2 protein-coding genes are annotated in these 22,466 nt (G+C 71.2%); both read right to left on the bottom strand.

The window, feature by feature from the left end:
• Nucleotides 1-16: 16 nt before the first annotated feature.
• Complete coding sequence (locus tag AORI_RS59355) at nucleotides 17-226, bottom strand: MbtH family protein (RefSeq protein WP_007029404.1); 210 nt, start codon at nucleotides 224-226, stop codon at nucleotides 17-19.
• Complete coding sequence (locus AORI_RS59350; RefSeq protein WP_228688376.1) at nucleotides 223-22,449, bottom strand: non-ribosomal peptide synthase/polyketide synthase; 22,227 nt, start codon at nucleotides 22,447-22,449, stop codon at nucleotides 223-225. The genes AORI_RS59355 and AORI_RS59350 overlap by 4 nt, the downstream gene beginning before the upstream one ends.
• Nucleotides 22,450-22,466: the final 17 nt, after the last annotated feature.

Below are 22,466 nucleotides of genomic sequence, written 5' to 3'. Positions count from 1 at the left end.
CACGGACCGAAGCGGGTCAGGACTCCATGGCCTTGACGAGCGAAGCGGGCCGAAGGTCGGTCCAGTTGGTCTCGACGTATTCGAGGCACTCCGGACGCGAGGCCGGGCCGAACTTCGTGGTCCAGCCCGCCGGGACCTCGACGAACTCGGGCCACAGGCTGTGCTGCCCTTCGTCGTTGACGAGCACCAGGTACGTGCCGTCGGGGTTCTCGAACGGGTTCGTCATTCCTTGTTCTCCTTCTGTACGGCCGGTGAATCAGCCCGGCGAGTGAGCGCGTCCAGCGCGAGGAACCAGCCTTCCGCGAGTTCCCGCACCGCGTCTTCGGTGAGCACGGCCTCCGGCCACGACCAGTGTGCGCTCAGTTCGGGACCGCCGGGGCGGTCCTCGGCCACGACGTTGACCGTCAGCGCGTGCGAGACCGGCATGCCGTCATCGGCGCCGAGTTCGGCCGCCTCGGCCTCCGCCGCGTACGACCAGTCGGTCGCTTCGGGGACGCCGATCCGGCCCAGGTAGTTGAACTCGATCTGCGGCTTCGCGAACTTCGCGAGTTCAGGCCCGGTACGAGGGTCGAGATAGCGGAGCACGCCATGCCCGATGCCGCCGTCCGGCACCCCATCGAGGTGAGCCTGGACCCGCTTCAGCGCGTCGTCGGCGGCGGGACCGCCCGCGAACGCGTCCTCCACGTCGACGTCGCCCAGGTCCAGGCACATCGGGACGACGCTGGTGAACCACCCGACGGTTTGCGAAAGGTCCGCCAGTTCCTCTTCGCGGCCGTGCCCCTCGACGTCGACCAGCACCGCCCGTCCCCCGTCCCGCCGCCAGCGGGCGACGGCGAGGGCGAGACCGGTGAGCAGGACGTCGTTGATCGTCGCCCGGGACAGCAGCGGGGCCGTCCGCTCGGCGGGCAGCCGCAGCGACACCTTCCGCACGGTCGCCTGCACGTCCCGGGCCGGGTCGAGCGGCCGGTCCAGCGGGATCGGATCCCCACCGCCCAGCACCGACTTCCATCGGTCCAGCTCACGTGAACGGTCCTGTGTGGACAGTGCTCGCGACCATCGCCGGAACGAGGTCTCCACAGTGGGCAACGTCGGCGCTTCACCGCGGGCGACCGATTCCCACGCGGAAGCGAGGTCCGGCAGCAGGATCCGCCACGAGACACCGTCGACGGCCAGGTGATGGATCATCAGCAGCAACCGGCCTGGCCCCGACGAGCCCGCATCGAACCAGGTCGCGCTCAGCATCACGCCGTCGTCCGGGTTCAGCCGGGAACGAGTCGGCACCGCGTGCTTCTCGATCAGAGCGAACAGATCGCCGTCCTCGGCGTCGACACGCTCGACGTGCACCTCGGCCGATTCGGCCCCCCGGAGCACCCAGCCGTCGCCCGACCGGTCGAGCCGCGCGCGCAGCATGTCGTGCCTCGCCACGAGCGCGCCGAGCACGGTCTTCAGCTGCTCGCCGGTCATCCCGGCGGGTGTCCGAACCAGAGCGGCCTGGTGGTAACCGTCGATCGGACCGCCGAGCTCCCGGAGCGCGTGCATGATCGGCGTGAGCGCGATCGCGCCGTCGTCCTCGATCCGTTCCGCGACCTCCGCCAGCGCCGCGACCGTCCGGCCCGCGAACACGTCGTGCGGCGTGATCTTCAGTCCGGCCGCGCGCGCCCTGCCGACCAGCCGCATCGCGACGATGCTGTCCCCGCCGAGGGCGAAGAAGTCGTCATCGGCACCCAGCTCCGGCACATCGAGCACCTCGGCGAAAAGCGCGCACAACGTCTTTTCCAGCGCTGTCTCGGGCGCGCGGCCACCGGCCAGCTCCGAGTAGTCCGGCGCCGGCAACGCCTTGCGGTCCAGCTTCCCGTTCGACAGCGTGGGAAGCGCGTCGAGCGTGACGAACGCCGCCGGGACCATGTAGTCCGGCAACGTCTCGGCCGCGAACCGCCGCAGCTCGTCCCGCTCCACAGTGGACACGACGTACGCCACGAGTTGCTTGACGCGAGGGCGATCCTCACGGACCAGGACGACAGCCTGCGCGACGCCGTCGTGCCGTTCGAGCACCGCCTCGATCTCACCGGGCTCGACCCGGAACCCGCGGATCTTCGCCTGGTCGTCGGCACGCCCGCCGAAGTCCAGACGCCCGTCCGCGGTCCAGCGGGCGAGGTCACCGGTACGGTACATCCGGGCACCCGCGGGGCCGAACGGATCCGCGACGAATCGCTCCGCCGTCAGCGCCGCCCGCCCGAGATAACCACGGGCGAGCCCGGCACCGGCGAGGTACAGCTCACCGGTGATCCCGGGCGGCACCGGCCGCAGCGCCGCGTCCAGCACGTAGGCGTGGGTGTTCGCGACCGGACGGCCCACCAGCGGCTTCTCGCTGTCGGCGATCCGCGCGACCAATGCGTCCACTGTGGACTCGGTAGGTCCGTACAGGTTGAAGGCCTCGGTGCCGTCCAAAGTGGCCAGACGCCGCCACAGGCTCTCGGGCACCGCCTCGCCGCCGACACCGATCACCGCGAGGGGGCACCGGTCGCCGTCGAGCAGGCCCGCGTCCGCCATCTGCGCGAAGAACGACGGCGTGACCTCGATGAAGTCGAAGCCCTCCCGTTCGATCATCGCGGCCAGCAGTTCGGGGTCGCGCCGCGTCTCCTCGTCCACGATGTGCACGGCGTGCCCGTCGAGCAGCCACAGTTGCGGCTGCCAGGACGCGTCGAAGGAGAACGACCACGCGTGCCCGACCCGCAGATGCGGTTTGCCGGTGGCCTCGACCGCGGGCCGGTGCAAGGTGGCGCGGTGGCTGTGGAACAGGTTCACCACGCCGCGATGCGGGACGACGACACCCTTGGGCGTGCCGGTCGAGCCCGACGTGTAGATCACGTACGCCGGATGCTCCGGGACGAGCGGGCGGACGCGGTCCCGGTCGGTCAGGTCGTGTGCCTGCCGGTCTTCGGTGACGAGCGCGCAGAGCGCCAGCGTCTCGATCCCGGTCCGGGGCAACGCCTCCAGCAGCTCGGGCTCGGTCAGGAGCACCTTGGGCCGCGCGTCGGCGAGCATCGCGGCCAGCCGTTCGGCCGGGTAGTCCGGGTCGAGCGGCAGGTATGCCGCCCCGGCCTTGTGGACCGCGAGGATCGCCAGCAGCACGTCGGCCGAACGCGGCAGCGCCAAGGCGACGAAGTCCTCAGGCCCCACTCCGTGGGCGACCAGCGCCCTGGCCAGCCGGTTGGCGCGTTCGTTGAGTTCGGTGAAGGTCAGGGTGACCACACCGGACACCACCGCCGTCGCGTCGGGCGAACGCCGGACCTGAGCTTCGAACAGACCGGCCACGGTGGACGGTTCGACGACGAGGGCCGTCCCGTTCCACTCGCGCACGATCAGGTCCAGGTCGGCCTCGCCCAGGATGTCGGCCCGGCCGACGGGAGCGTCCACATCGGACACCATCGCCGCGAGCACCCGCTCCATCGCGGGCAGAAGCCGTTCCGGCAGGCCGGCGTCGAACAGGTCGGCGCGGTACTCCGCGGTGAGCTTCAGCCGTGCTCCCGGCTCCACCGCCCAGGTGAGCGGATAGTGCGTGGAGTCGTCGTGGCGCACGATCTCCCCGCGCAACCCGGCGCCCGTCTCGTCCTCGTCCGCGCCCGGGTAGCTCTCGAACACCATGAGGGTGTCGAACAGCTCCCCCAGCCCGGCACCGCGCTGGATGTCGGCGAGCCCGAAGTGCTGATGCGCGAGCAATCCGGACTGCTCGTCCTGGACCCGGTCGAGCAGGTCGCCCAGCTTCTCGGCCGGGTCGAGCACGATCCGCACCGGGATGGTGTTGATGAACAGGCCGATCATCCGCTCGACCCCGGCCAGTTCGGGCGGGCGTCCGGCGACCGTCGCGCCGAAGACGACGTCCGCCCGGCCGGTGAGCCTGCCGAGCACGATGCTCCACGCCGTCTGGACCAGCGTGTTCAGGGTCAGGCCGCGTGAGCGGGCCAGTGCGGTGAGCGCCTCGGTCGCCTGTTCCGGCAACTCGAGTGACAGCCGCTCCGGTAGGGCAGGGATCCGCTGCGGGTCGTGCGGGACGAGATGTGTCGGCTCGGTCAGGCCGTCGAGCGCCTGCCGCCAGGCGGCCTCCGCCGCGTCCCGGTCCTGGCCTCCGAGCCAGCCGAGATGGTCGCGGTACTGGCGGGCCGGTGCCACGTCGGCTCCGGCGTAGAGCTGGGACAGCTCGGCGAACAACTGCGGCACCGACCAGCCGTCGAGCAGTACGTGCTGGTGGGTGAACACCAGCCGGTGCCCTCCGTCCGGCAGGGCGAGCAGCAGGAAACGCAGTACCGGCGCGGCCGCCGGATCGAAGCGGCGCCTGTCGTGGGCCATCTCCGCCTCGACGGCGTCCGGCGCATCCGCGAAGCGCCAAGGAACCGTGACCGAACGCGCCACCAGCGCGACCGGGCGCCCGGACGCGAGGTAGCGGTAGCCGGTCCGCAGGACGGCGTTCCGGTCGACGAGCGCCTGAGCGGCGTCGCGCAACCGAGCCCGGTCGAGCGGCCCTTCGAGATCGAAGGACACCTGGACGGTGTAGACGTCCGGTCCGTCGCCGTCCATCGTCGCGTGGAAGAGCAACCCGGCCTGCAACGGCGTCAGCGGCCACACCTCGGCCGTGTCCGGCGCGACGTCGAGGATCTCCGCGCGCTCGCTCGCGTCGAGCTCCACCAACGGCTTCCCGCTCTCGGGCGCGGATGCGTCGAGCCGCACCGCGCTGACCTCGGCCAGGGCCGCGACGGTCCGGTGCCGGAAGACGTCACGCGGGCTCAGCAGCAGCCCGGCATTCCGCACGCGGCCGACCAGCTGCATCGCGACGATGCTGTCGCCGCCGAGGCGGAAGAAGTCGTCGTGGACACCGACCTTCTCCAACCCGAGCACCCCCGCGACGAGCGACGCGAGCAGTTCCTCGCGAGGTGTGCGCGGGGCGTCGTCGGTGACCTCGCCGGAGAAGTCCGGCGCGGGCAGCGCCTTGCGGTCGAGCTTCCCGTTGGGTGTCAACGGGAACGCGTCCAGTACCACGAACGCGGACGGCACCATGTACTCCGGCAGGGTGGCCTCGGCGAGCCGCCGGGCCTGCTCGACGTCGGCCTCCCCGGTCAGGTACGCGACGAGCCTGCCCTCCCGCAGGACCACCCGCGCGGAAAGCACGGACTCGATCTCGCCCAGCTCGATCCGGAAGCCACGCAGTTTGACCTGGTCGTCGGCGCGGCCGAGGTAGTCGAGCGCGCCGTCGGCCCGCCACCGCGCGAGGTCACCCGTGCGGTACATCCGCTCCCCCGCGGCGAACGGGTTCGCCACGAACCGTTCCGCGGTGAGCCCGGCCCGGCCGAGATAGCCGCGCGCGAGCTGCTTGCCCGCCAGGTACAGCTCGCCCGCCACACCCGGCGGAACCGGCCGCAGCCGGGAGTCGAGCACGTGGACCTGGGTGTTCCACACCGGACGTCCGATGGGGACGGTGTCATCGACGATCTCCCACGAGGTCACGTCCACCGAGGCCTCGGTCGGCCCGTAGAGGTTGTGCAGCGGCACGGTCACGCGAGCGGCCAGTTCCGGCGGCAGCGCCTCGCCACTGCACAGGACGCGGCGGACGCCATGCCACTCCGGCTCTTCGGCGAGGAACGCCTCCAGCATCGACGGGACGAAGTGCAGCGTCGTGATCCGCCGGTCGCGGATCAGCTCCGCGAGATACCGCGGATCCCGGTGCCCGTCCGGTTTGGCGACCACCAGTGTGGCGCCGGTGATCAGCGGCCAGAAGAACTCCCACACCGACACATCGAAACTCGACGGCGTCTTCTGCAACACCCGATCATCAGCCGTCAGACCGTACTCGTCCTGCATCCACAGCAACCGGTTCACGATGCCCTCATGCGGCACCACCACACCCTTCGGGCGGCCGGTTGATCCGGACGTGTAGATCACGTACGCCGGGGACGCGGGGTCCACGGCACGCCGCAGGCTCTCTCCCGAATAACCGTCCAGGACCGGCAGCTCGTCCAGAACGACCGTGGGGGCGGCATCTTCGAGCATGAACGCGATGCGATCGGCCGGATAGTCCGTGTCGAGCGGCAGGTACGCCGCGCCCGCCTTGTGCACCGCGTACAGCGCGACGACCAGGTCGATCGACCGCGGCAGCGACACCGCCACCACCGACTCCGCACCCACACCCTGCTCGACCAGCCACCACGCGAGCCGATTCGCCCGCGCGTCGAACTCCGCATACGACAGCTCGACGCCCTCGAACACCACGGCAGGAGCATCCGGCGTCCGCGCCACCTGAGCCTCGAACAACTCCGGCAACGTACTCGCCGGGACGTCGTGCGCGGTGCCGTTCCAGTGCCTGAGCAGCGCGCGCTCGTCCTCGCCGAAGACGTCCAGCTCACCGACCGGGATCGCGGGGTCGGCGGCCACCTGCTCCAGAACGGTCACCAGGCGCCGCGCGAACGACTCGGCGGTGGCGTGGTCGAACAGGTCGGCGCTGTACTCGATCGCGCCGGAGATCCCGTCGCCGTGCTCCAGGAAGCCGAACTCGAGGTCGAACTTCGCGACGCCCTGCGCGAAGTCCTCTTGCTCCGCACGAAGTCCGGGCAGTGTCAGTCGGTCCTCGGCCTCGGGCAGGTACACCACCATCACCTGGAACAGCGGGTGCCTGGCCAGCGAACGTTCCGGGTTGACCGCGTCGACCAGCCGCTCGAACGGCAGCTCCTGGTGTTCGAAGGCGGCGAGGTCGGTCGCGCGTACCCGGGAGAGCAGTTCGCCGAACGCCGGCTCGCCGGACAGGTCGGTGCGCAGCACGAGCGAGTTCACGAAGAAGCCGATCAGCGGCTCCAGCCGCTCGTCCAGGCGGCCGGAACTCGGTGCGCCGAGCGGGATGTCATCCCCCGCGCCGAGCCGGTGCAGCAGTGCCGCGACCGCGGCCTGGGCCAGCATGAACATGCTGACGTCGTGCCGCTGGGCCACCGCACGCAGCCGTGCGGTGAGCGCGGCGTCGATCGGGAAGGTGACGAGACCGCCGCGATGGCTCGATTCGGCCGGACGCCGCCGGTCCGCGGGCAGCGGCAGTTCGTCCGGCAGGTCCGCCAGCGCTTCCTGCCAGAACCGGAGGTGCCCGGCGGCCGTCGAATCGAGCAGTTCGCGTTGCCACAGGGCGTAATCCGCGTACTGGACCGCCAGCTTTGTCCACTGTGGAGCGGTTCCAGCAAGGCGCGCCTCGTAGGCGGTGGCGAGGTCGGCCATGAGCGGTCCCTGCGACCACTCGTCCGTCGCCACGTGGTGGATCACCAGCAGCAGGACATGTTCCCGCGGCGACACGGCGAAAACCGTGGCCCGGATCGGGAGTTCCTCGTCGAGGGCGAATCCGCGACCGGCCTCCGCGGCCAACTGCGCCGAAAGGTCGCCCGCTTCCTCGAAACGGACCTCCGGGCGAGCGTCGGTCAGGATGCGCTGTGCCGCGACGCCGCCTTCCTCGACGAACACCGTGCGGAGCGGCTCGTGCCGCTCGACGAGGTCGCCGATCGCCGCGCTCAGCGCCTCCGCGTCCAGCTCGCCGTGCAGCCGCCACGCGAGCGGGATGTTGTAGGTGGGCGTGACCCCTTCGAGCCGGTACAGGAACCACAACCGTTGCTGGGCGGGCGAAAGCGACAGCAGCTCCGGCCGGTTCCCCGCGCTCAGTGCCGGCTGGGCCGACGGTTCCGCGAGGCGTTCGGCCAGTGCCGCGACCGTCGGCGCGTCGAAGACGTCACGGACCGACACCGTGGCGCCCAGACTCGCCGAGATCCGGCTGACCAGGCGCATCACCAGGAGCGAATGGCCACCGAGGGCGAAGAAACCGTCGTCGATCCCGACCCGTTCGACGCCGAGCACGTCGGCGAACAACGCGCACAGGGCCTCTTCCCGCGCGTTCCTCGGCTCGCGTCCCTCGATGGTCGCGAACTCGGGTGCGGGCAGGGCTTTGCGGTCGAGTTTGCCGTTCGGGGTCAGCGGGATCTCGTCGAGCACGACGAACGCCGAGGGCACCATGTGGTCCGGCAGCTTCGCGGCCACCGCCTCCCGCAGTCCGTCGACCGAGCCGACGACGTACGCCACCAGCCGGTCTTCACGCGCGACGACCACCGCGCGCGTGACGGACCCGGACGCGGTCAGCGCCGCCTCGACCTCACCGAGCTCGACCCGGAAGCCGCGGATCTTCACCTGATCGTCCACGCGGCCCAGGAACTCCAGCACGCCGTCGTCCGACCAGCGCACGAGGTCCCCGGTGCGGTACATGCGCTCCCCCGGGCCGCCGAACGGGTCGGCGACGAACCGTTCGGCGGTCAGCCCGGGCCGGGCCAGATACCCGCGAGCGAGCTGCACGCCGGCGAGGTACAGCTCGCCGGGGACACCCGGCGGGACCGGGTTCAGCCGCGCGTCCAGCACGTACGTCCGCGTGTTCCACACCGGACGCCCGATCGGGACGGACGGCGTCGTCTCGGCACCGGCCCGCCAAGCGGTCACGTCGACGGACGCTTCGGTCGGGCCGTAGAGGTTGTACAGCGGGACGTCCACGCGGGCCGCCAGTTCCGACGGCAGCGCCTCGCCACTGCAGATCACGCGCCGCAGCCCGGCGCATTCGGCGGTCTCGAGGAAGAGCGCGAGCATCGACGGTACGAAGTGGACGGTGGTGATCCCGGCGGTGCGGATCAGCTCCGCGAGATACGCCGGGTCCTTGTGCCCCTCCGGTTTGGCGACCACCAGCGTCGCTCCGGTGATCAACGGCCAGAAGAACTCCCACACCGACACATCGAAACTCGACGGCGTCTTCTGCAACACCCGATCATCAGCCGTCAGACCGTACTCGTCCTGCATCCACAACAGGCGGTTCACGATGCCCGCATGCGGCACCACGACACCCTTCGGACGCCCCGTCGAGCCCGACGTGTAGATCACATACGCCGGAGACGACGGGTCGACGATCCGCCCCAGGCTCTCGGAGGAGTACCCGTCGAGAACGGGCAGTTCTTCGAGCACGACCGCGGGGGCGGCGTCTTCGAGCATGAACGCGATGCGATCGGCCGGGTAGTCGCGGTCGACCGGCAGGTAAGCACCACCGGCCTTGTGCACGGCGTACAGCGCGACGACCAGGTCGATCGACCGCGGCAGCGACACCGCCACCACCGACTCCGCACCCACACCCTGCTCGGCCAGCCACCACGCGAGCCGATTCGCCCGCGTGTCGAATTCCGCATACGACAGCTCGATGCCCTCGAACACGACAGCGGGGGCGTCCGGCGTCCGCGCCACCTGCGCCTCGAACAACTCCGGCAGGGTCGCGGCCGGGACTTCCCGGGCCGTGCGGTTCCACTCGTTGACCCGCGCCAGTTCGTCACCGACGAGGACGTCGAGCGTGGCGACCGGCCGTTCGGGCTCGGCGGTGACCTGCTCCAGCACGGACGTGAGCCGGTCCAGCAAACGCGCGGCCGTCGCCTCGCCGGCGAGGTCTTCGGCGTACTCCAGCATCAATGTGGCGGTGGTGCCGTCGTCGACCATCGTGAAGTGCAGATCGAACTTCGCCATGCCGGTGTCCATCTCGAACCACTCGGCGGGCAGTCCGAGCACGTCGTGCGCGTCGCTCTGCCGGTGGTAGCCGACCATCACCTGGAACAGCGGGTTCCGCCCCGGCACCCGGGGCGGGTTCAGCCGCTCGACGACACTTTCGAACGGCAGGTCGCCGTGCGAGAACGCGGCCAAGTCGGCCTCGCGCACCCTTTCGAGCAGGGCGGCGAACGTCGGCTCACCCGAGAGGTCGGTGCGCAGCACCAGCGTGTTCACGAAGAACCCGACGAGGTCGTCGAGCGCCGCGTCGGTCCGCCCGGCGATCGGCGCGCCCAGCGGGATGTCCTCCCCGGCGCCGGTCCGGTGCAACAGCGCGGCCACCGCCGCCTGGAGCACCATGAACGGGCTCGCTCCCGCCTTCGCCGCCAGGTCACGCACCGCGGCCGACAGTTCCTCGGAGAGCGGGGATTTCACCTTGCCGCCCTTGCCCGTCGGCTGGAGCGGACGCGGCCGATCCAGCGGCAGGGTCAGCTCGTCCGGTGCCCCGCGCAGCGATTCGGCCCAGTAGGCGACCTGCGCGGCACCGTGCTGAGCGAGGAAGTCCTTCTGCCACAGAGCGAAGTCGGCGTACTGCACCGGGAGCTCCGTCCACACGGGACTGTCACCGGCGAGCCGCGCCTGATAGGCCGACGTGAGGTCGCCCAGGAACGGCCGGTCGGACCATTCGTCGGTCGCGCTGTGGTGCAGAACCAGCGAGATCACCTGGTCGCCTTCACCGAGCCGCAGCACCCGCAGCCGGACGGGGATCTCCCGCGCCAGGTCGAAGGGTGTCCGCGAGAGCTCGGCGATCCGGGCATCCAGCTCGGCCTCGTCGCAGTCCTCGACAGCGAACGGGATCTCCGGCGCGTCGAGAACACGCTGGTAGGGCTCGCCGTCGTGCTCGTCGAAGACAGAGCGCAGGACTTCGTGCCTGCCGAGCACGTCGCCGAGCGCGGCCCGCAGCGCGTCGAGATCCAGGGCTCCGCGCAGACGGAAGGTCAGCGGGAAGTTGTAGGCGACCGCGTTGGCTTCCATCCGGTCCACGAGCCAAAGACTGCGCTGGGCGGCCGAAAGCGGGATCCGGTCGGGGCGCTCGGCGCGGACCACCGCGGCCCGCGCCGGTTCGCCGCCGCCCGCGCGAGCGGCCAGCTCCGCGACCGTCGGCGCCTCGAACAGGTCACGGATGGCCAGTTCGGCGCCGAGTTCGGTACGGGCCCGGCTGATGAGCCGGGTGGCGAGCAGGGAATGGCCACCGAGGTCGAAGAAGTTGTCCTCGACGCCGACCCCCTCCACGCCGAGGACCTCGCCGAAGAGCGCGCACAGCGTCTCTTCCTCGGCGGTCTCGGCCGGACGGCTTTCGGCGAGCCGCACCGTCTGCTCGGCGTCCGGGAGCGCGCGGGTGTTGAGCTTGCCGTTGTCGGTCAAGGGCAGGGCGCCCAGCGTGACGAACGCGGCCGGGACCATGTAGTCCGGCAGTTCCGTCTTGAGCCGGTCCCGCAGGCGCTGCACGAGTTCGCCGCCACCACGTGCCGCCGTCGGGCTCGTCGCGTACTTGGCCAGGCTCGTACCCACCGAGACCGGCTGATGCACCCCGGTGACCAGCGCATCCGTCTGTCCCTTGTGGACGAACACGGCCTCGAACGCGCCGTCGGCCGACCAGGTGCAGTACACCCGGAACCCGAGCCGGTCGCCGAGTTCGTGCACGTCCTCGGGCTCGACCCCGGCCGGAGCACGGAAGAGGTCCAGGACGTCGATGAGCGGCGCACCGGCGTCCAGCGCCCGCGTCGCCTCGACCTCGGGCGTCTGGCGGGCGTCCGGGATCCGGCTCACCCGCAGCGTCTCCGCACCGGTGAGGCGGTCCTCCAAAGCGGCGAGCGAGCCCACTTCGTCCCAGGACAACCGCGGTGCTTGCGCGACCGAGAAGGTCTCGGCGGGCTCTTTCACCAGGACCGCGTCGTAGCGGTACCGGCTCAGCTCGTTGTGCAGCCGGGCGCGTTTGATCCGGACCTGCGCCGCGACGTCCGGGAGCCGCCGCGCGAGCGCGGTGAAGTAGTCCGGGTCGATCAGCAGTTCCTTCTCCAGCGCGGCACCGCGTTCGATCGCGCGGCGCACCTGGGCGACGTCGGAGGTGGCGTCGGCGCGGGTGAGCTGGATCGCGGTGTGGAAGGCGCGGGCGAGCCGCAGGTTCCGGACGTCGCCGACGAACAGCGCGCCGCCGGGGGCGAGCAGGCCGATCGCCCGCGTGATGACGTTGGTCAGGTAGTCGACGCTCGGGAAGTACTGGATGACGGAGTTGATCACGATCGTGTCGAACCGGCCGGCGGGCAGGCCGTCGAACACGTGCGCCGGCTGGGCCCGCAGGTTCACCTTGGCCGCCAGCGCCGGATCCTGTTCCAGCTCGCGGTTCAGCTTCGCGATCACCGGCGCGGCGAGGTCGGTGCCCCAGTACTCCTGGACCAGGGGCGCGATCTGCCCCATGAGCAGACCGGTGCCGACGCCGATCTCCAGCACCCGTTCCGGTTTCAGCTCGGCGATCCGGTCGACGGTCGCGCGCCGCCATTCCCGCATGTGCTCCAGCGGGATCGGGTCGCCGTCGTAGCTGGAGTCCCAGCCCGCGAAGTCCTCGGTGAACAACGCCGTCGGGATCTCGGTGTACTCGTCCGAGTAGATCTGCTGCCATTCGCCGACCTGGTCGGCTTCCGCTTCGGCGCGCGCGTCCCCGCTCAGCTCTGCCGGGACGACGTAACCGATCAGCCGCTGCAGACCGGGCGCCGACGGATCCGGGCGCGCGATGACGGCGGCCTGCGCGACCTCGGGGTAGCGGCTGAGCGCGGTCTCGATCTCGCCGAGTTCCACCCGGTAGCCGCGGATCTTCACCTGGTCGTCGGTGCGGCCGAGGAAGTCGAGGTTCCCGTCGGGACGGCGGCGCACCAGGTCACCGGTGCGGTACATGCGCCCGCCACCGGGCACGAAGGGATCGGCGACGAACCGTTCGGCCGTCAGCCCGGGACGGCCGAGGTAACCGCGGGCCAGGCCTTCGCCCGCGATGTAGAGCTCGCCCGCGACACCGTCGCGGACGGGCCGGAGCCAGGCGTCGACGATGTACGCGCGGGTGTTCCAGATCGGCTTGCCCACGGTGGGGGTGTCGCTGTCGGTCGTGCCGCCGCCGAGCGTGTTGATCGTGTATTCGGTGGGGCCGTAAAGGTTGTAGCCGTAGGTGCCGTCGGTGTCGCGCAGCCGGTTCCACACCGACTCCGACACCGCCTCGCCGCCGAGCAGGACGAGTGCGGGCCGGTGCCCCTCCAGCAGCCCTTCCTCGATCAGCAGATGGGCGTACGTGGGCGTCACGTTGACGACGTCGACCTCGTGCTCGTCGCAGTACGCCACGAGCGCCCGGGCGTCGCGGCGCAGTTCCTCGTCGCAGACGTGGACCTCGTGCCCCTCCACGAGCCACAGCAGTTCTTCCCAGGACATGTCGAAGGCGAACGACACGGTGTGCGCGATCCGCAGCCGCCGTCCGCCCGCCGACGCGATGGCCGGGGCGAAGATCGCGCCCTGGTGGTTGAGCTGCATGTTCGTCAGGCCCCGGTACGGCGTGACGACGCCCTTCGGCTTCCCGGTCGAGCCCGAGGTGTAGATGACGTACGCCGGGTGTTCCATGCGGTCCGCGCGGCTCCGCGCGAACAGCGGGCGCTCGGCGTCGGAGATCGGGCCGTCGCCGAACGCCCTGTCTTCGTGGTCGTCCACGAGCACCCGGGGCGTGTCACCGGGCAGCGTCGCCGAAACGTCCTTTGTGGACACCAGGCAGAGCGGCCGGGCGTCTTCCAGCATCACCGCGAGCCGCTCGACCGGGTAGTCGAGTTCCAGCGGCAGGTACGCCGCACCCGTCCGCAGCACGGCGAACAGCGCGACGACCATGTCGATCGAACGCGGCAGGCCGAGCGCGATCACCTGTTCCGGAGCGGCTCCCCTGGCCAGCAGCAGCCGGGCCATCCGGTTGATGCGCGCGTCGAGTTCGGCGTAGGTCAGCTGTTCTTCGCCGAACACCAGCGCCGTCTCGCCGGGAGTGCGCTCCGCCTGCACGGCGAGCAGATCCGCGATCGTGTCCTCGATGACGGGGTGCTCGGCTTCGGCCCAGCCCGCTTCCAGCGCGGCCCGGTCCTCGGCGGACACCGTGGCCAGCGCGGCGACCGGTTTCGCCGGGTCGTCGACGATCTGCGCCACCAGCGACGTGAACCGGTCGAGCACCGACGCCGCTTCGGCGGAGTCGATGACGTCGTCCCGGTAAGACAGCGTGACCCGCGTTTCCTCGCCCGGCGTGACCACGAGCGTCAGCGGGTAATGCGTGGCGTCGATGTTCAGCAGGTCGGTGATGCCGTGCCGGTGACGGAGGCCGTCGCGCCGTTCGTCGCCATCGGCGTTGCGCAGCACGAACAGCGTGTCGAAGAGGACACGGTGCCCGGCCTCGCGTTGCAGCACCCCGAGGCTCATGAACTCGTACGGCGTCAGGTCCATCCGCTCGGACTGCAGGCGCCGCACCAGGTCCAGCACGGATTCGGCCGCGTCGAGCCGTACCCGGGTGGGCACGGTGTTGAGGAACAGGCCGATGGTGTTCTCGATCTCGGGCACGGCGGCGGGCCTGCCCGCGACCGCGGCACCGAACACGACGTCGTGGCGCCCGGTCATGGTCGACAGGACCAGGCCCCAGGCGGCGTTGAGCACGGAGTTCACCGTGAGGCCGTGCCTGCGGGCCTGCTCGCGCAAGGCCCGGCTGAGCCCGGAGGGCAGCACGGTGTCGAGGTTGACCGGGGTCGCCGGAGCCAGGTCGCGGCCTTCGGGCCCGACGACGGTCGGCTCCGCGAGGCCGGACAGCGCCTCGCGCCACGCGTTCGTCGCGGCCTCGATGTCCTGCCGGTCCAGCCAGCGCAGGAAGTCCACATAGGACCCGGCCGCGGGAAGTGTCCGGTCGTCGCCGCCCAGGTCGTACAGTGCGAACAGTTGCTCGATGAACAGCCAGGCCGACCAGCCGTCCCAGAGCAGCAGGTGCCGGTTCAGCACCACCCGGTCGCGGCCGTTCCCGAGCCGCACCAGTTTCAGGCGGAACAGCGGCGGGGCACCGAGGTCGAACCGCGTCGCGCGATCCTTGGCCATCAGCTCGTCGAGCTCCGCCTGTTGCTCGTCTTCGGGCAGCGCCGAAAGGTCCACTTCGGACACCGGCGGCGCGACCTCGGCCGCCACGAACTGGACCGGACCGCGCAGCCCTTCGCTGGTGAAACCGGCGCCGAGGCTCGGGATCCGCCGCAGCAGCGCGGACACCGCCGCCCGGAGCCTGCCGGCGTCCAGGCGGTGATCGAAGTCGATCGCCTCCTGGATCGTGTAGATGTCCACCCGATCGGAGTTGTAGCTGGAGTGGAAGAAGAGGCCTTCCTGCAGCGGCGACAACGGCCAGACGTCGGCGACCGGCACCGGGCTGGACCGCTCGACGCGGTCGATCTCCTCCTGCGTCAGCGACACCAGTTCGAGGTCGGACGGCGTCAGCCCCACCGGGGCGTCGGTGTCCACGGCCGCGAGTTCGACCAGGGCGGCGGCCCAGCGTTCGGCCAGGTCTCCGCCCGGACCCACGAACGTCGCGGTCAGCCTCGGGCCTTCCTCGGTCTCCTCGCAGGCGACGCCGATACGCACGACCTGGTCGCCGGACGGCGGCGTGGCCGCGTATCCGGCGACCTGCCACTCCCCCGGTCCGGCCGGGACGAGGCCGTCGTATCGCAGGGCGATCCGCGGCTTCGCTAGCCCGGCGAGCAGCGGTCCGGTCTGGGCGTCGAGGTACCGCAGCGGGCCGTAGCCCTCGGGGGTCTTCCGGACGGTTTCCTTGATGGCCTTGAGCATCGCGAGCGGCTCGCCGGACGCGGTGATCCGCACCGGGCGGACCGAGGTCAGCGCGCCGATCGTGGCCGACGGGTCGACCCGGCCGTGCAGATCGACGAGCAGGTCACCGTCGACGGCGATCTTCAACGCGGTCAGGAGGACGTCGGTCACGTCGCCGTGCACGGCGGACGGCAGCGCGCCGACGAGCGTCCGGGTGTCCTCGACGGACAGCGTGATCCGGCGTTCGCTGACATCGCCGCGGACCTCGAAGGAAACGGGTGCCAGCGTCCCGACCCAGTGCTCGACCTCGCCGAGCAGCGCGGGATCCTGTGCCGCGCCGGTGATCCGGCGGGCGATGGCCCGCAGCGACGTCCGCGCTCGCGTGAACGCCGGCGGGCGGCCGTCGGTCACGGCCTGCCAGGCGATCGCGAGATCGGCGGACAGCGTCGTCAGGCTCCGCGCGTCCAGCAGGACCGGATGCGCGATCAGCAGCAGCCTGCCCGGTTCGTCGAACCAGACGGCCTGCAGGAGGTTGTCGGTCAGCCTGCCCTCGGCGTCCCGGTACTCGTCTTCGAGGGCTCCGGATGCGTGACGGAGCAGGTCCGCGGCCTGGACGGTCCCTTGTGGACGGACTTCGAGCGACCAGAGCACCGAGGCGACCCGCGACAGCGTGAGCCGCAGGCCGTCGTGGTGGTCGAGCACGAGCTGCAGGGCCTCGGCGAGCGTCTCGAGGTCGGCGCCGGAGGGCACGGTCAGCAGTACGGACTCCGGCTGGACCGCGTCGCCCAGCTCACGCAGCCGGAGCATTTCCGGCAGCAGGGGGACGGCACCGATGCCGTCAGCGTCGGCCATCGGCTCCGCCGGCGCGGCGGACGCGGCGAGCGCCGCCGGGGTCCGGAATTCGAACACGTCCTTGGGGCTCAGCTCGAATCCGGCCCGCCGGGCACGGCTCGACACGGCGATCGACGAGATGCTGTCGCCGCCCAGCAGGAAGAAGTCCCCGTCGACGCCGACGGTCTCCAGGCCGAGGACGTCGGCGAAGATCCGCGCGAGCGCGCGCTCCTGCTCGTTCCCGGGTGCGGCTTCGGCCCGGCCGGCCTCGGGCGCGGGCAGGGCCCGGACGTCGAGCTTTCCGCTGGGGGTCAAGGGGAATTCGTCGAGGACGACGAACGCCTGCGGGACCATCGGTGCGGGCAGTGCCTCACTGAGGGCGGTTCGCAGATTCTCCGGATCCGCGCTCCCGGCGACGTAGCCGACGAGCGCGCCGTCCTTCGCCACGACCGTCGCGGCCGTGACCTCCGGCTGTGCGACGAGAACCGCTTCGATCTCGCCGAGCTCGATCCGGTTGCCGCGGATCTTCATCTGCCGATCGGTGCGGCCGAGGTACTCGATCTCGCCGTCGGCGCGGCGGCGCACCAGGTCGCCGGTCCGGTACAACCGCTGCCCCGGTTCGCCGAACGGGTCGGCGACGAAACGTTCGGCGGTCAGCCCCGGCCGTCCGTGATAGCCGCGGGCCAGCTGGACACCGGCGAGGTACAGCTCGCCCGCCACGCCGTCGGGCACCGGGCGAAGGCAGCCGTCGAGGACGTGCAGCCGCGTGTTCCACACCGGACGTCCGATGGGGACGGTGGCGCCGTCGGCACCGGTGCTGGCGAAGAAGGTCACGTCCACGGCCGCCTCGGTGGGGCCGTAGAGGTTGTGCAGCGGGACACCGGTGAGCGAGCGCCACCGTGCGGCGGTCTCGCCGGGCAGTGCCTCACCGCTGGAGAACACCTGACGCAGCGATCCGAGATCGCCGGTGGCCTCGTCGCTGCCGAGGAAGGCCGCGAGCATCGACGGGACGAAGTGCAGGGTGGTGATCCGCCGGTCCCGGATCACTCGCGCTAGATAGGCGGGATCGCGGTGGCCGTCCGGTTCGGCCAGCACCACCGTGGCGCCTTCGCACAGCGCCCAGAAGAACTCCCACACGGACACGTCGAAACTCGACGGCGTCTTCTGCAGCACGCGGTCCGAGGCCGTGAGCCGGTACTCGTGCTGCATCCACGCGAGCCGGTTGACGATCGCGCGATGCGTGACGGCCACGCCCTTCGGCCGCCCGGTCGAACCCGACGTGTAGATGACGTACGCGGTGTTGTCCGGTCCGGCTGCCGCACCCTCGACATCGTCGACGGGCTCGCCGGTCACGGGGACCCGAGTCAGCCCGGCGACATCCGGGATCCGCGCGGCCGTCCCCGGTTCGGAGACCACGAGACGCGCACCGGAATCGGCCAGCATGTATTCGAGCCGGTCGGCCGGATAGTCGAGGTCGATCGGCAGGTAGGCGGCCCCGGCCTTGAGGACACCCAGCAATGCGACCATCAGCTCGGCCGACCTCGGCACGGCGACGGCCACGATCTCTTCGGGACCGGCTCCCAGCGAACGCAGCCTCCGTGCCACCTGCTCCGCGCGGGCGTCGAGGTCCGCATAGGACAGTTCGGTGTCCTTGAACATCACCGCCGTCGCGGACGGGGTCTTGGCGACCTGCTCGGCGAAGGCCTCGGCCAGCGTACGCTCCGGCACGGGGTGCGAGGTCGCGTTGAGTTCGGCGAGGCGGCCGCGTTCGGCGGGCGACAGGAGGTCGAGCGCGGCGACCGGCAGACCGGGGTTCGCGCTCAGCGTCTCCAGCAGCCGCGCGAACCGTTCCGCGAGCTGCCCGGCCGCGACCGCGTCGATCCTCGCCGCGTCGAACTTGAGGCTGAACGCCAGATCGTCCCCCGGTGTCGCGATCACCGCGACCGGGAAGTGCACGGCGTCGGTGACTTCGACGCCGGCGAGGCGGAGGGTTCCGGAGGCGCGCTCGTCGTCGCGCGGGAAGTTCTCGACGACGACAAGGGTGTCGAACAGTTCTTCCTGCCCCGCGCCCGCGAGGCGCTGCAGTTCGCCGAGGCCGAGATGCTGGTGGTCCAGCAGGGCCGCCTGCTCGTCCTGCAGCCGTCGCAGCACGGCGGCGACGGTCTCGGCCCCCGACCAGCGCAGCCGCACCGGCACCGTGTTGATGTAGAGGCCGACCGCCGATTCGAGACCGGTGGCGCCGGTGTCACGGCCCGAGACCGTGCTCCCGAACAGGACGTCGTCCCGTCCGGTGAGGCCGCCGAGCAGGAGTCCCCAGGCACCGTGCAGGACAGTACCGAGGGTGAGCCCGTGCTCGCGGGCCATCGCGGACAACGCCGCCGTCGCCCGCTCGCCGAGGCTCAGGTGCAGCCGCGACGGCCGTCTCGCCACCCCGGCTCGTTCGTCGATCAGCCGGGTGGGTTCGTCCACTTCGGACAACGCCGTCCGCCAAGCCTCGCGTGAGACCTCGTGATCACGTGACGCGAGCCGCCGCAGGTGATCGGCGCGGGTGCCCGCTTCCGGCAGTACGGGTGCTCCCCCGTACGCCGCGAGCAGTTCGCGCAGCAGCACCACGACCGACCAGCCGTCGGCGATGATGTGATGGAACGTGAGCGCCAGCTTCGCGCGATCCACGCCGAGCCGGGTGAAGGTCGCCCGCAGCAGCGGAGGCCGGGCGAAGTCGAACCGGCGCGCACGATCGGCCTCGAAGGCCGCCTCGGCGTCTTCGGCGGCCACCTCGCGCCAAGGCAGTTCGGCGTGCCGTGCCACCGTCTGGACGACCCGGCCGCCGTCGAGCTGGCGGAAACCGGACCGCAGCGACGAATACCGGTCCAGCAGCGCCTGCGTCGACCGGCGCAACACGTCGGCGTCGACATCGCCTTCGAGGTCCAGCACCTCCTGGACCGTGTAGATGTCGGCGGCCGCACCGCCTTCGAATTCCGCGTGGAAGAAGAACCCTTCCTGCAACGGTGTCACAGGCAGGATATCGGCGTACTCGGCGAGCGACGCACGTTCGGCGTCGGTCAGCTCCAGTAGCGGTCGGTCGTCCACAGTGGACTCGGCGCGCACCGCTTCAGCGCAGGCGGCCAGCGCTTCGGGAGTCCTGTGCTGGAAAACCTGGCGTGGGGTGATCGCGAGACCGTGTTCCGCCGCGCCCAGCACCAGCCGGATGGACAGGATGCTGTCGCCGCCGAGCGAGAAGAAGTCATCGTCCGCGCCGATCGTGGCCAGGCCGAGGACTCGTGCGGCGACGTCGCAGAGGATCCGTTCCCGTTCGGTGGCCGGCGCGCGGCCGGTCGCGGCGGCGCCGAAGTCCGGCAGCGGCAACGCGGTCCGGTCGAGTTTGCCGTTCGGCATGATCGGCAGCCGGTCGAGTTCCACGAAGGCCGACGGCACCATGTAGTGCGGCAACGCCGATTCCGAGTGGGCGCGCAGGTCTTTCAGCAGTGACGGCGATCCGTCCGCCTGCGGCACGACGTACGCCACCAGGCGCCGGTCCCCCGGTTTGACCTCGCGGGGCACGACGGCGATCCGCTCGACCCCGGCGTACGCGGCGAGTGCCGATTCGACTTCACCGGGTTCGATCCGGAATCCGCGGATCTTGACCTGGTGATCGGTGCGGCCGAGGAAGTCGAGGTTCCCGTCCGCGCGCCAGCGGACGCGGTCGCCGGTGCGGTACATCCTCTCGCCGCCACCGGCGAACGGGTCGGCGACGAAACGCTCCGCCGACAGCCCCGGACGTCCCGCGTAGCCCCGGGCGAGACCGCGTCCGCCGACGTACAGCTCCCCTTCGACACCGACCGGAACCGGTCGCAGGGCGGTGTCGAGGACATAGCAGCGGGTGTTCGGATCCGGGACACCGATCGGGATCGGCCCGCTCCAGCCGGGCTCGGCCGCCCACAGCGTCGAGTTCACCGTCGCCTCGGTCAGCCCGTACGCGGCGACGACCTTCAGGTCTTCGGCCCAGCGCGCGATCAGTTCCGGCGGGACGGTCTCGGTGCCGACGATCAGCACCGCGCCCTTCGGCAGCTCGCAGTCCGCCGGGAGGGCCGCGACCAGCGACGGCGGCAGGATCATATGCGTCGCCGCGTTGGCGGCGATGTACCCGGTCAGCTCCACACCCGCGACGCGGCGGTGCGACGGCACGACGATCAGCGTCCCGCCGACGCACAGCGACATGACCAGATCCCAGACCGTCACGTCGAACCCGGTGGAGGCGAACTGCACGACCCGGCTGTTTTCGCCGATGCCGATCCGCTCTGTCGCCGTGCTGATCAGGCTGCCGATCCCGTCGTGGGACAGGACCACGCCCTTCGGCTTCCCCGTCGAGCCAGAGGTGTAGATGACGTACGCGGCCTGGCCCAGCGCGATCCCACTCACGTCCACAGTGGACGAATCGAGCGCCGCAAGCTCGGCGGTGATCGCCGGGTCGTCGAGCAGGATCCGCTCGACGTCCACCCCGGACGGGAGCTGGGCCGATTCCTCCACAGTGGACACCACGATCCCCGCGCCCGCGTGCGCGAGCATGTACGCGAGGCGGTCCTCGGGGTGGTCCAGGTCGAGCGGGAGATACGCGGCCCCGGCCTTCATCACGCCGAGCAGGGCGACCACGAGATCGGCCGAACGCGGCATGGCCACGCCGACGACGTCCTCGTGACCGACCCCGCACCGGCGCAGCAGCCGCGCGAGCCGGTTGGCGGCGGCGTCGACCTCGGCGTAGGTCATCCGGACGTCCTCGCAGACGACGGCCTCGGCGTCCGGCTTCCGCGCCACCACCCGGGCGAACGCCTCGGGCCAGGACACCTCGGGCGACTCCGCGACCGCGGTCCCGAGCTCCAAGACCCGGGACCGCTCCTCCGCCGAGAGCAGGTCGATGGCGGCCAGCGGCAGGTCCGGGCCATTCAGCAGGGCGTCCAGTACGGCGGCGAACCGGCGGCGATGGTCGGCGAGTTCGTCGTCGGACGAGACGGCCTCGTCGGCGTCGAAGTCGAAGCGGAGACCCCGGCCCTCGCCGGCGTCGTACACGGCGATGGCGACGTCGCTGATCGGCCCGAGTTCGAGGTTGTGCACCGTCGCGCTCGCGTCACCGAACGCGAGTTCGCCGTCCACGGCCATGTAGTTCACGCTCAGCCCGACGAGTTCGTGCACCCCGCCGCTCGCGCCGAGTTCGCGGGCCAGGTCCTCCCCGCGGTACCGGCTGTGTTCCAGCAGCGCGGACACCTTCTCCGCGACCTGGGCGACGAGTCGCGACGGCGTCGTCTCCGGCCGCACGGTCAGCCGCAGCGGCAGGACGTTGGAGACCATGCCCGGCTGTTCACGCAGGGCGCGGGTGGTGCGCGCGGTAACGGGGATGCCTAGGACGAGGTCTTCGGCGCCTGTCACGCGGTGGGCGTACGCCGCCACGGCGGCGATGGCGACCCGGGACAACCTCGTCCCCGCGTCCAGCGCGAACTTCCGCAGGCGGCCTGCCTCGGCCGCGGGCAGTTCCCACGAATGCCGCCGGAGCCGGACCCGGCCCGCCGACGCGCGGCCGAGCAGCCGCACCGGGTTCGGCCTGCCCGCGAGTTCACCCAGCCAGTACTCCCGGTCGGCCGTCCCGTCGTAGCCGGACTCGGCCAACCCCGCCAGCGGCCAAGAGACCTCCTCGGCGGTACCCGAATAGAGCGCCGCCGCGCGGCGGGTCAGGACGGCCTGCCCGTGCGCGTCCATCACGAGATGGTGGTAACGCTGGAACCAGCGGACCCGGTCCCCGGCCAGGATCAGCAGCGTGTGCGCGGTGAGCGGCCCCCTGGCGGGGTCGGCCACGACGGCGAGTTCGGCCCGCGCCCACTCGTCGGCGGCGCGCTCCGGATCCGCCTCACCACTGAAGTCGAGCACGGCGACCTCACCGGGAGCGGCCGGACGCTGGACCGGCGTGTCACCGTCCAGCCCGACCGTCACGTGCAGGCATTCCGCCTCCGCGACCGCCCGCCGGACGGCGTCACCCAGCCGGGCGAGGTCGACGGCGCCGCGAAGCTCCACGACCCAGCCGATCGTGTAGACCGGATCGGCCGGGTCGAGCTGCTGCGCGAGCCAGATCCCCTGCTGTGCCGGGGTCAGGGGAATGCCGCGGTTCATCGGGTTTGCCTCCACCGTTCGGAAACGCTTGG

Source organism: Amycolatopsis keratiniphila, assembly GCF_000400635.2.
GTDB lineage: Bacteria > Actinomycetota > Actinomycetes > Mycobacteriales > Pseudonocardiaceae > Amycolatopsis > Amycolatopsis keratiniphila.
The sequence above is the reverse complement of the archived record's forward strand: the minus strand, read 5'-3'. Positions and strand labels throughout refer to the sequence as shown.